Annotated in this window: 7 protein-coding genes and 1 pseudogene; 4 read left to right on the top strand and 4 right to left on the bottom strand. The window is 58.7% G+C overall.

All coding sequences use genetic code 11. The features are described 5' to 3' along the window. Window positions 1-79: 79 nt before the first annotated feature. Window positions 80-1,408: an MFS transporter gene (locus AAFG13_RS35655; protein ID WP_342709749.1), complete on the top strand. Its 1,329-nt coding sequence runs from the start codon at window positions 80-82 to the stop codon at window positions 1,406-1,408. 752 nt (window positions 1,409-2,160) lie between these two features. Here the strand turns inward: AAFG13_RS35655 and AAFG13_RS35650 are convergent. Beyond that, entirely contained in the window at window positions 2,161-5,262 is a 3,102-nt protein-coding gene (locus tag AAFG13_RS35650; RefSeq protein WP_342709748.1) for an efflux RND transporter permease subunit, read from the bottom strand. Window positions 5,263-5,419: 157 nt separating this feature from the next. Between AAFG13_RS35650 and AAFG13_RS35645 the strand changes: the two genes are divergently transcribed. Beyond that, window positions 5,420-5,686: a hypothetical protein gene (locus AAFG13_RS35645; protein WP_342709747.1), complete on the top strand. Its 267-nt coding sequence runs from the start codon at window positions 5,420-5,422 to the stop codon at window positions 5,684-5,686. A 184-nt stretch (window positions 5,687-5,870) separates the two neighbouring features. Here the strand turns inward: AAFG13_RS35645 and AAFG13_RS35640 are convergent, their stop codons facing one another. Further along, window positions 5,871-6,155 (bottom strand): AAA family ATPase, encoded by a 285-nt coding sequence (locus AAFG13_RS35640; RefSeq protein ID WP_342709746.1) that lies wholly within the window; start codon window positions 6,153-6,155, stop codon window positions 5,871-5,873. A 588-nt stretch (window positions 6,156-6,743) separates the two neighbouring features. Here AAFG13_RS35640 and AAFG13_RS35635 point away from each other — a divergent pair. Continuing rightward, entirely contained in the window at window positions 6,744-7,037 is a 294-nt protein-coding gene (locus AAFG13_RS35635; RefSeq protein ID WP_342713460.1) for a hypothetical protein, read from the top strand. Between the two features lie 872 nt (window positions 7,038-7,909). Here AAFG13_RS35635 and AAFG13_RS35630 read toward each other — a convergent pair. Further along, a complete protein-coding gene (locus AAFG13_RS35630) occupies window positions 7,910-8,530 on the bottom strand; it encodes a hemolysin-type calcium-binding protein (RefSeq protein WP_342709745.1) in 621 nt (206 codons plus the stop codon). 1,115 nt (window positions 8,531-9,645) lie between these two features. Here AAFG13_RS35630 and AAFG13_RS35625 point away from each other — a divergent pair. Next, window positions 9,646-10,560, top strand: coding sequence for a radical SAM/SPASM domain-containing protein (locus AAFG13_RS35625; RefSeq protein ID WP_342709744.1), 915 nt, complete (start codon window positions 9,646-9,648; stop codon window positions 10,558-10,560). Between the two features lie 101 nt (window positions 10,561-10,661). On the opposite strand, the pseudogene AAFG13_RS35620 reads toward AAFG13_RS35625, so the two are convergent. Then, a pseudogene (locus AAFG13_RS35620) lies at window positions 10,662-11,935 on the bottom strand (FAD-binding oxidoreductase). Window positions 11,936-12,116 lie beyond the last annotated feature (181 nt).

Genomic DNA, 12,116 nt, shown 5'->3' with positions numbered 1-12,116 from the left:
GTGGGCAAGTGGCGAGCAACGCGTGCGACCCGGTTGGTCGAAATGTTCAAGCCAGGATCGCGCTCGAGACGGATCGAGGATGGCCAGACAATTCAAGGAGAGGCCGGCGCCGACCATCGTTGCGAAAGACGAACGCTTGACCGGCCGCGCCGTGATGGGCGCAACGATCGGCAATATCCTCGAATTCTACGATTTCGGGACCTATAGCTTTTTCGCCATCCAGATCGGTCAGGCGTTCTTCCCGGCGAGCGACCCGTTCGCCAGCCTCATGCTGTCGCTCGCGACGTTTGGCGCGGGTTTTGTAACCAGACCGATCGGGGCCATCGTGCTCGGCACGTACTCTGATCGGGTCGGGCGCCGGCCCGCGATGACCGCCAGCTTCGCCATGATGAGCGCCGCGATCCTTGCGTTGGCTGTGACGCCCTCGTACGAGACAATAGGAATTGCCGCTCCGTTACTGGCCATTTTCGCACGCTTGGTGCAAGGCTTCGCCCTGGGAGGTGAAGTCGGTCCGACCACTGCCTATCTCATGGAGGCGGCCGCCGCCGACGCGCGCGGTCTTGCTGTCTCGTTTCAGCCTGCCAGCCAACAGATAGCTGCAACCGCCGGAGCGCTGGTTGGAGAAATACTCTCCCTCGCCATGACAAGCGAGGCACTGGACGCGTACGGCTGGCGGATCGCGTTTTTGCTCGGTGCCGGTACACTGCCGTTCGGACTTTGGCTGCGGAGCGCCCTGCCGGAGACATTACACCGCGCGGAAGCTTCGGCTCCCGTCGTCGAGACTGCGAAGAGATTGCGTGCCGCTCGCCGCATGATGAGCTTGGGACTCATCATTTTGGCCAGCTGCACAATTTTTACCTACATCACGGAATATATGACAACCTATGCGCTGAACACCTTGCAGGTTTCTGCGCCTCTCGCCTTTGCCACCACGCTCGTCAGCAATGCAGTAGGAATTGCTGCCGCACTGCTGGGCGGTTGGCTCGCGGATCGTGCCGGACGCCGGCACATCATGATATGGCCGCAGGTCACCGCGCTGCTGATGACCTATCCGGTGTTCTGGTGGATCGCAGAGAGCCGCAGTGCCATCGCACTTCTTGGAGGCCTCGGCGCGCTCACCTTCATCGGAACGGTCCCGTATAGCGCTTTCTATGTGAGCATGGCCGAAGGTCTGCCCAAGAACATCCGCGGCGGCGCCTTCGCGACGATTTACGCTTTTGCGATAGCGATCTTCGGAGGCACAGCTCAACCCGTCGTCGCCTGGCTGATCCACGTGACCGGAAACGCGCTGGCGCCCGCCTGGTACATGCTTGTCGCTAGCGCGGCCGGACTGTGTGCCATGCTGATGATGCCCGAGACGGCGCCGCCGAGAATTCAGCGCGCTGTGCATAAGCAAAGCCCGTCGTAGCGCTGGACAATGTGATCACGGGTCGCTTCCGCTCATATCGCGCTCCCCGCTCAAGTCTTTCGGGAAGAAAGTGGATCGGCCCGAGAGATGGGAATTGTCTTGATGAAGCATTCGATTTTTGCAGGAAGGTCGTGTTGGGGCCGCGCCTTCTGTTGGGGTTTGGGTAGCTTTCAAGCTCTACGCTTTTCCTGATGGATGGTCATCGGCATCGGAAAAAGCGATGGACAAACCGCGGGATGATCGCTGCAACACGGCGGGTTTCTTGCTGCGCAGCACTAGAGGCCTCCTTGCTAGCCAGAATAGGCTGCCTGGGACCGACCAGTATCGAAACATAGCTATGTTGATGAGATAGGCTTCAGACGCCCAGACAGTTCCCGACCGCTCGCTACGGGACGTGCAGCAAATCAGCGGTCGTCCATTCTGCGTGCAAGCAAGGCGGAGCAATCCTTCCCTTCAAGAAGCCAATGAAACAAGGCGGCACCACCACTCCACGCCATCGGGAGAGCATGAATTCTCCCAGATAGGTCAAGAATGCGAGTTGCGCTGGATGTCCGGCAATTCACCCTGGCAGAGCCCAATAGCCGCTGCCGCTTTCTGATCGGTCGGGAACAACACCGAGCCTGCCGGAGCAGAAAATGGACGCGGTCCCGGGCACCAATTGTCGCCAACCAGCACGATCAAGTCACGCGGTCGGCGATCAGCGCCCCCAATTTGACACCAATTCAGCGAAGCTCAATTGATTGCGAGCGTCATCACTTGACCAAGTGGGCAACCGCCCCGGCGTATTCCAACTCGGCGCTGTTCTTGACGTGGACAGCATTCGCACCGGCGCGGTGATCGGATGCAATCGCGACATAGAGCGCGGGCAGCACGAAGAGCGTGAACAGCGTGCCGATGGACATGCCCGCGACGAGCACGAGCCCAATCGAGAAGCGGCTCGCGGCGCCAGCGCCCGTTGCGGTCAACAAGGGCAAGAGACCGGTGACCATCGCCGCCGTGGTCATCAAGATCGGACGAAGTCGAACGCGCGCCGCCATCTCGATAGCCGAGCGGCGGTCGAGACTCTCCTTGAGCTGCAGCTCATTGGCGAACTCAACCAATAAGATACCGTGCTTGGAAATCAGCCCGATCAGTGTCAACAGCCCGACCTGAGTGTAGATGTTCATCGTCGACAGGCCAAAGAATAGCGGGATCAAGGCCCCGACGATCGCCATCGGAACGCTGATCATGACGATGAGGGGATCGCGCATGCTTTCGAACTGCGCCGCAAGCACCAGAAAAATGATGATAATTGCAAACGCAAAGGTGATGGCGAGTTGATTACCCTCGCGCACATATTGGCGAGCGTCGGCAAGGAAGTCGTGGCTAAAGCCTGCGGGCAGCTTCTTTGCCTCCTCGTCCAAGTACTCCACAGCTTGACCGATCGTGACGCCAGGCATCGGTACGGCCTGGAAGGTCGCGGAGTTGAGCTGGTTGTAGTGGGTGAGCGTATTCGGATCGGTCGCAGTCTCTATGGAGACAATGGTCGACAGCGGCAGCATCGAGCCTCTCGCAGTCTTCACATCATAGCTTCCGAGTGAATCCGGCGTCAGGCGTTTTTCGCGCGCCACCTGCGGGATCACCTCGTAGGAGCGCCCCTGCAGGTTGAAGCGGTTCACGTAGTTGCCGCCGAGCAGGGTCGCAAGCGCGCCACCGACGTTCTCCATGGTGATGCCAAGATCGCTTGCCTTGGATCGATCAACCTTGATTTGCACCACCGGCTGATTGAACTCAAGGTCAGAGTCGCTGACCGCGAACAGACCGCTCTTGCGAGCGGTATCCTTCAGCTTCGACATCTGCTCATAGACGGACTGGAAACCTAGCGTCGAACTGATCACCATTTGCACCGGTAGTCCGCCCGAACCGCCCGGAAGAGGCGGCAAGCTAAAGGCAAACGCGTTGATGCCTTCGATTTTGGACAGCTCGGCCTGAACGGACCACTTGAGCGCGATCGATGATTTCTTGCGCTCGTCCCAAGGCTTGAGCAACATGCCGGCCATGCTACCCTGCGGACCGCTGCTGCCGTTGAGCACGAAGCGCAAATCGGTCTCGGGAAATTTCTGGAACGCTTTGTCGAGCTTGGCGCCGTAATAATCGAGGTAATCGATATTGGCGTATTTCGGCGCTTTGGTCAGCGCGAATATGATGCCCTGATCCTCCTCGGGTGCAAGTTCCTTGGACGTATGCATATAGAGAAAGCCGACAAGGCCCAGCATAGTCAGCACAAACAGCCCGGTAATCGGACCATAGTCGAGCGAGCGGTCGAGGTTGCGACCGTACCAGCGGGTCGTGGCGCCGAACGCGCGGTTCACAACTCTTGCAAACCGCCCCTCCTCAGAGCTGCTCTTCAGAAAGACCGAACACATCATCGGAGACAGCGTCAACGCAATCACGCCCGATACGATGACCGAGCCCGCCAGCGTAAACGCAAATTCGCGGAACAGCGCGCCAGTGAGGCCGCCGAGAAAGCCGATTGGCGCGTACACGGCCGCCAGCGTGATCGTCATGGAGACGACGGGACCAACGATCTCGCGCGCCCCCTGGGTTGCGGCCAGCGCGGGTGGCGCGCCTTGTTCCAGATGGCGATGAATATTCTCCACCACCACGATTGCATCGTCGACCACGAGGCCAATCGCAAGCACCATCGCGAGGAGGGTCAGAAGATTGAATGAAAACCCCAGCGCCAGCATCATGCTGCAGACGCCAATGAGCGACAGCGGAATGGTGACGACGGGAATGATGACCGACCGAAACGAGGCCAGGAACAGGAAGATCACGACCACCACGATCAAGACGGCCTCGATCAGTGTTTTTTCCACCTCATCTATCGATGATTGAATGAACTTCGTGGAATCGTAGGCCACTTTCATCTTCAGCGATGGCGGCAAGTTGCGCTTCATGTCTGGAAATAGCGCCCGAACCCCTCGCACTATGTTCAGTGGATTGCCTTGAGGGCTCGCCTGCACGCCGATGAAGACCGCGTGCTCGCCGTTCATGGAGACGCTGGCGTCTGCGGTCTGCGCGGCAAGCTCGACCGTCGCAATGTCCTCCATGCGTACAAAGCCGCCGTCATTGGCCTTGACGATCATGCGCTTGAAGTCATCGACACCGCGCAGATCAGTGTTGGCCGTGATGTCGGAGATAGTGAGATAGCCCTTGACCTGACCGGCCGCGGCCTGGAAGTTGTTGGCGGCAATTGCAGCCGAAACGTCCGCCGCCGACACGCCATGCCCCGTCATTTTCGCAGGATCGAGCCATAGCCGCATCGCAAAACTCTGGCCGCCCAGGATGTCCGCCGCTGCGACCCCCTCTACAGTCGACATAACCGGCTGCACCACGCGTGAAAGATAGTCGGAGATCGCGCTGGCCGTCAGTTCCTCGCTGGAGAAAGCGACATACATGACAGCCGTGGTCTGACCGGCTGACTTGGTGACGACCGGATCGTTTGATTCCTTCGGAATTAGATATTTGACCGAGTTGACCTTGGAGAGCACTTCGGTAAGCGCCTCGTTGGGATCAAAATTGAGCTTGATGTAGACCTGGATCGTCGAGCTACCGAGCACCGATGAGGACGTGACGTAGTCGACGCCCTCGGCGGACGCCACTGCCTGCTCCAGGGGGGCCGTGATGAACCCCTGAATCATGTCGGCGGAGGCACCAGGGTAGGAGGTCGTGATATTGACCACCGTGTTTGACAGCTTCGGATACTGCCGGATCGGCAAAACGGCGGCCGCGCGAAGACCGATCAGCAGGATCAGCAGACTGATGACGACGGATAAAACCGGACGTTTGATGAAAAGCTCGGCAAATGCCATCGAGGCTCTCGCATTCAGGAGGGTGACGCAAATTCGCTGGCACTGGCAAGTCGCGCTCCAGTTGCGGTCGTCAGCGCGGCTGACAGTGGCTAGGGCCCATAGCGAGAGGGAAGTGGAATTGGCTGCTCTAACGGCTAGTTCCTAGGCAGAGGGTCCGATGCTCCACTTCTCCATCGCCATTCCTTGGATGAATCTTGGCCCTGCGGTTTTGATCGCTGATCGCGATCCCGAGTATGGACACACCTCTTCAGGGGAAAGACCCATGTCATTTTGTGCGCAATCGGCCCGAGGTCCGACTCAAAATACGGAAGCGGGATCACGCATTTCGATTCCGTTTCATCCTCACGCCTCAATGGTACGCAACGCCTTCCAGCAAGCGGATCAGTCGACACTAACGGTTTCCCGCGCCACGCCGGTCGAATGATCCAGCGGCGATGTCGAAAGTACAAACAACTCGACGAGTGACTCAACTCTACAAAGGCAAGCGCGCGATATAGAATGGGTTGCCAAACCTATACCAAGGTTTGTCGACGCCTTACGCCGGCATGAGCCGCGCGAGATTTGTGACGTTACCCCGGCGCCAAGATGGACCGGCGCACAAATGCATTCTAGAGTCTCGTGACGTCGAGCGGCTCCGGGGTGGTGCGAGCCTCGTCAATCTCCGGCGAATATGGGGAAACGGCCGCTTGCAGGCGATACGGCTCGGGCACGATGCGACCGGATGGAAGACGGCCGAGCCGAGCGACGCGCTCGGCGTCGGGTTCTGCTTCGAGGCCAACCTCGATCGGTTTCCAGAAATTCGCGCCGAGTGCTGCCAGCTTCCGTACAGCATTGTGTGGGCTCGATCCCGATATAAGAACGCCACGTTGCAGCTTCACGATTGCAGCCACCATGATCCGTCACATCGTCTTCTTCACAGCCAAGGATCAGGCCGGTATCGCCCAGATCGTCGAAGGTCCGTCAGTTCTCACCGCAATCCCGTATGCACGGCGGCTCGAAATTGCGCGCAACCGCAAGAGCGATCAGTTCGGCAATGGATCTCACTGCGTACAAAACGCACGATTTGTATCAAGAAGCGCGATCCGGTGCGTCCGGCCGCTTCGGGAACTGCGGTTTGCCGCTGACTACGAACTGTCAGCAGATGTCTATTTCGCTGGAACGTCAGGGTTGAGCCAAGTTGCTCGACGTCCCCGACGGGCTGGCCGCAGCTAAGCTTGATGATGATCAGCCTCGATGCTTTGTACGCATCGGACGGAAATTGCGCTTGTTCGCGGCGCGACAACGATCAGAGCCGGCTTCATAGCCTGCCGATCATCGGCAACCGATAGCCCTATACACGTCCGCGAGTTGCAGTGGATCGAGCCGGTCAAGGCGCTGCGATGCCTTGCGCAGCGCCCGCAGCTTACCTGTCTCGATAGCGCGGCAGGGCATGAACTTCTCGGCGGTACTCATATTTGACCTGCAAACCGTTTGGCACCTATGTGGTCGCCGATGGACAGGCAAGCTGGAATGCTAAGGCCGTTGCCGACGATCCATGGGTGGTTTTCCGCAGCCTTCTCGCCAGATATCGAGCAGCGCATCGCCCCGATCTCCCGCCGTTCCAGGGCGGCGCCGCCGGCTTCCTCGCTTTACGACCTGAACCAGAGTATCGAGATACCGTCCGGATCGATGTCCGACCAGTGAAAGATCGGCGTCTGTTCGGCGACCAATCCTGCGATTCGTCCGCAGGGCCTGCTGAGTGGCGAGCGACGGATATCCGTCGACGCACATTGTAGCTCCCAATCGGCCGGGGTCCGCCCCGGCGGGGTGGCGGTTGAAGCTTAGGAAGCTTTCAATCGTAAGAACGTAGGCCGGCGGCTCCCGGGAGCGGACGCGATCTGCTTCCTTGAGCGCGATTCCGAGATAAGCGGAGAGATTTCGGATAGGTCGGCTCCATCGCGCATTGAATTTGCCACGAGGATCCAATCCAAAGCGCCGCTTCACCCGAAAGGCGAATGTGCGGTTGCCGAGCCGGAACTCGCCATAGCGCTTGTAATTGTAGATCGCAGTCTTGGCGTAAAGCTGCGTGGTGCCCACGCCCAGACTGTTGTCGGCGTTCACGGCGCGATCTTCACGCCAGCCCCGCATGCGCAGCGCCTGCGATTATCTGCATGGGTCCTCGGCGTCTCCGTAAATTCGCGATGGCGGTGCGTCCAGCTTCGGCAGCGGGCTGCGTTGGCGGCAGCGGCGTCATTCCGACAGCGTGTCGGGCCTTGTACGCAAGTGCACGGGAGCTCGATATGATCGAAAGGTTCAGGTTGGAGCACTACTCCTGACGTGCTGCGAGCGGCTTTGCCGGCGAACCTGCCGGCCCGGCGTGTGCGAACATCTGTTAAACCATTCGCGTGGACACGGTATCGGCTGGTCCAGCGCCACTGCATTCATCCGGTGCCGGAACGCCACCGGAGCCGGGTGTGTATAGTCTACCGGGCTGCATACTACTCTGCGCTACATGGCGATGAGCTCGGATCACCATGTCTCCGCCCATTTGGCAAATGTTTAATCGTCTGGTCGAGGGCAACGGCAGTTCGCTACCGGCAGAATGGGTGTGCCATAGCGATCGCCGTGCCCGTGCGCCATGCTCGGCCCACAAGTACAACCGAGAGGATCAGGTGGGCTGATCGGTGATATGCATGATTGAGAAATAGTTGTCCGGGTGATGCAGAACGTCGCCAGCATTCACATTTGAGAGCGTAATTGAATTGCCCGCTCCGAGGTGGACGACCGTGCTATTGGGGCCAGCCGCCTCGATGTGACTGGTAAGATCGGCAAGCGTATGAATACCAGTGTGATTGATCCCGTCCTCGATGTGCAGTTTATCCCCCACCGTGAAGTCCATCACCAAATCGTTGCCGTTCCCGCTCGTGAACACGAAGTTGTCGCCGCCGTAACCGCCGACCAGAGTATCGTTACCCTGATTGCCGTACAAAAAATCGTCGCCGGCACCACCATAAATCGTGTCGGCTCCCTGATTGCCTTCCAGTTCATCGTCGCCGGCACCTCCGAAAATCAAGTCGTTCCCGCCCCGACCCTGGATGAAGTCATTATCCGGTGTCCCAACCACGTGATCGTTGAAGTTCGTGCCGCGCATTACAGCCATTTCTTTCTCCTGTGTTTTGTCTGCCAGACGAGTGGTCGCGGAAGTGTAGTGCTCTGGCTGAGCAACATACACACCGGATCTGACGAAAACCTGACTTGCACACCCAACCAAAACGGTGCGATGGGTCATCCAATTGCCGACCGTTGTGCAAATCGTTTCACAAGCCCGGCGGCTCCGCCGAATGGTCAAAGTTGACACGGGTGAAGTCGTCGGGCCGGTTCAAGCCATTGTACGACGAGCAACCTTCGCATCACGCCAAGCGGCGAACGCGTGATCACGCCATCCGGCACTCATTGGCAGACAAGCGATGCCAGCGAAGCGCAACCTTGACCAAGTTCATGCCCTCCTGCCGTTCAAGCAACAGCTCGCACGGCCTCTCATGCGTTTGTGGTTTACGTTCAGATCGCGCAGCGGGATATTGCAAGCATCGTCGGCCCCAACATCTGCCAATCGAGTTTCCATGATCGTCTCCGCAGATCTTGCTCGCTCGAGATCTTACGGATCCATAGTAGCGATTTAAGGCTTTGAGCTGTCGTGGCGTCTTGTTGGGGTTGTCGTTCGACACAGTATCGCAAGTTAACCACCCCCTACCATTTCCGGCAGTCAGGATCGCGTTGACTCTCTAAATCGATCTGTTCCAGTGGATCGACGGGAAACTATCACCGGTAGACAGGCGTCGCGTCATGGCAGCTGCATTACTACTCGGGCTATCGAACAGGACGAAATGTGATCATTCTTTGAAAACGGCTAACCCGGCATCTTCGGCTGCTCGGGACAGCCCCTCAACTTATTACTCCGTTGGCCGCAGGATCGCGGACGAGAACTGCCAAAGCGATCGTCGTCGACAAAATCATTTACCGTTCCGCCGAGAGAAGCCAATTTGTTCTTCAACACAGCGACTAGCCTGCGAGCATCCATCATCCTGAGGAGCAATTTGCCATTGAGGCAGGCAGGACGTCTTCGCGAACGATCGGCATCGAGTTCGCGAGGCGCGATCGCTTGCCGCACCGCATACATATCCCCCAGATCGGCCGCGTTGGTTGCCGCATGCGCGAACGAGAAAAGAGGATCCGGCACCCGACCTGTCGCAGAAAATAGGATGTCCTGCTGGGCTGGTCGAATGCAGGTTCCGCATCGCCCTTTGCGAAGCATTTCGCATCCGCTGCGGTTTGGTGGCGTCGCCCCGCTGCAGAACGCCGCGCTGCTTGCAATTCCTTGCGCCGGGACCCGAAAGGATCAGACGAATGACAGCACACCTCATGGCGTTAAAAGACCTAAATCCCAGCGGCCGGGAACTGGAGATTACGACGACCACAGGGTGCATCGTCCGATGTTCCTATTGTCCCCAGGATAAGTTCGCTGAACGCCAACGACCCGTGTCCCAAGCGAAGCACCTTGGTCTTCAGGATTTCAAGCGATGTCTGGTACGCGTACCAGCCGCTATCGATATCGGCTTTGCGGGTTATTCGGAGCCTTGGCTCCATCCGGAGTGCACGACGATGGTTGAGTATGCTTACGCGCGCGGCCATGGCATCCGAATTTTCACAACCCTTGTCGGAATGAATGGGAGTGACGTTCGGCGCTTGCAAAAGCTGCAGTTCAGGAGCTTCGTCGTGCACGTTCTCGATGACGGCACTTTCATGAACAGCCGCCTTGTCGGAAAGACCTATCTCAATGTCATGCGGAGACTGGTCGAGGCGAACATTCCTTCAATTCGATACATCGTGCTTGGTAAAATCCATCCCGATCTCGCCGACATCGTTCCCGCCAAAGCACTGAAGCGGTTGCGGCCCTTGAGTGGCAGGCGAGGACGAATCGATCCGAATGTCATTAAACCACGACGGCCGGTTACCGGAACTTTGACATGCATCGGCAAACAGCAATATCGGAATGTCCTTCTCCCGAACGGCGACGTTACCCTGTGCTGCATGGATTTTGAGCGGCGTCATGTCCTGGGCAATCTTCTGCGCGACCAATACGAATATCTGTCCGAAGGCCGAATGTTTAGCGAAATTGTCAATCGCATGGACGGAATCGAGGGCTTTCTGCTTTGCAGGACGTGTGAGTTTGCCAGTCCGCAGACATCGGGATGCTGCACGGATGCCGACCAACAACGTGACGACGGGACCGCGCGAGTGCATATGTTGAGAATTTTCTGATGAACGATAAGCGACCAAAGCCTATTCGCTCGCTGCTTGCCAGGAATGGCCATACCGACGGGACACTCGCCGGACCGGATATACCCCTGACAGCAGGCGGATCAGAGCCGCGCTCCAGTGAGGTGAACCGGCTGAGACCCTGCTCCGTAGAGGGCCTCACGGGCGGCACGAAGTCGCCGGTGTTCAACCGGCGCGGCTGGAAGCGGTAGATCCATTTCCGCAAGGTGCCCGAGGACATAGGACGCCAGCACACGGCCGAAGACAGTCCCGGTTGCAATACCGCGCCCGTTGTAACCACCGAAGGTGACCACGTTGCGGTCGAGCTTGTGAAAGCGCGGCAGGTGGTCGGAAGTCATCCCGATCATCCCGAACCAGCCGGTTTCGAACTGAGCTGCGGAAACAGCCTGCGTAGCGACCTCACCGCCCAGGCTCGGTGAACCAGGGTGCCGATCCCCTCCAGAGCGCCCACGCTGCCGAACACCAGACGCCCCGACCGATCGAAGCGAAACGAGGAAAGGACATCGTTGGTGTCCCATGCTCCTTGCCGTTCGGGCAAGATTGACGTCCTTGGACGGTCTGATAAGGGCCGCGTGGCCAAATTGAAGTAAGGCAAGCGGATCTGCTCCCGCTGAACCTGCGGCCAAGTGGTTTTGCCGTAGGCGTTGGTGGCGACGATTACCCACTCAGCACATACGGATCCCGTTCCCGTGCCAACCCTCCAGCGCAAACCCATATCGCTGACTGTGAGGACCTCAGTCTGCGTGAATATCCTCGCGCCCGCTGCAAGGGCAACGCGTGCCAGGCCGCGCGCATAGGCCAGTGGCTGTATAGTACCGGCGCGCTTGTCCAGGAGGGCGCCGGTGTAGTTGCCACCGCCAATCTTTCTGCGCGTTTCCTCCGGATCAAGCACCACGACCGGAGCGCCGCGCTTCTGCCACTGTTCGGCGCGTATCTGGATTTGCTGGAAGCCCCTGCGGCCGACCGCGCAATGCAGGGTCCCCGCGCGCTCAACTTCGCAGTCGATCCCATGTCTCTCGATCAGTTCAAAAACCTCTTGCGGTCCCCTACCCAGTAATTCGATGAGCCGCTCTCCAAACGGAGGCCCGAGAGTAGCTGTGAGCGTGTCGGGCATGACCCACATGCCCGCGTTGACGAGCCCGACGTTGCGCCCGGAACCACCGAATCCAATTTCGGATGCCTCGAGCAGGGTTGCGCGCGCGCCTGCCTTCGCAAGCTGAATAGTCGCAGAGAGTCCGGTATATCCACCGCCGATCACAACGACATCGGCCTGCGCGTCGCCCACAAGAGGACCCGTATACGGCGGAGCTGGCGCCGTCAGCTCCCACAAGCCGTGCGATTTGGGGTTGCCGTGCATCCGACGAACTCGCTCGGCCCGTGATCATGAACGACATTGACCTACACATCATGACAGCCGCCACAGAAATCAACTCCAGTATTGTGTAGTCGATCTTCCTCTCAAAGGCGTACCTGTGACGCAAGAGTATTGGACAACTGCCCGGTTCTCGTGAGGTCGTGTTTTCCAATATCGACGATCC

The organism is Bradyrhizobium sp. B124 (assembly GCF_038967635.1).
Taxonomy (GTDB): domain Bacteria; phylum Pseudomonadota; class Alphaproteobacteria; order Rhizobiales; family Xanthobacteraceae; genus Bradyrhizobium.
The sequence above is the reverse complement of the archived record's forward strand: the minus strand, read 5'-3'. Positions and strand labels throughout refer to the sequence as shown.

Excerpts from the sequence above, each read along its gene's own strand:
- AAFG13_RS35655 (WP_342709749.1), top strand. The coding sequence starts at position 80 with ATGGCCAGACAATTCAAGGAGAGGCCGGCGCCGACCATCGTTGCGAAA.
- AAFG13_RS35650 (WP_342709748.1), bottom strand. The coding sequence starts at position 5,262 with ATGGCATTTGCCGAGCTTTTCATCAAACGTCCGGTTTTATCCGTCGTC.
- AAFG13_RS35645 (WP_342709747.1), top strand. The coding sequence starts at position 5,420 with ATGCTCCACTTCTCCATCGCCATTCCTTGGATGAATCTTGGCCCTGCG.
- AAFG13_RS35640 (WP_342709746.1), bottom strand. The coding sequence starts at position 6,155 with ATGGTGGCTGCAATCGTGAAGCTGCAACGTGGCGTTCTTATATCGGGA.
- AAFG13_RS35630 (WP_342709745.1), bottom strand. The coding sequence starts at position 8,530 with ATGACCCATCGCACCGTTTTGGTTGGGTGTGCAAGTCAGGTTTTCGTC.
- AAFG13_RS35625 (WP_342709744.1), top strand. The coding sequence starts at position 9,646 with ATGACAGCACACCTCATGGCGTTAAAAGACCTAAATCCCAGCGGCCGG.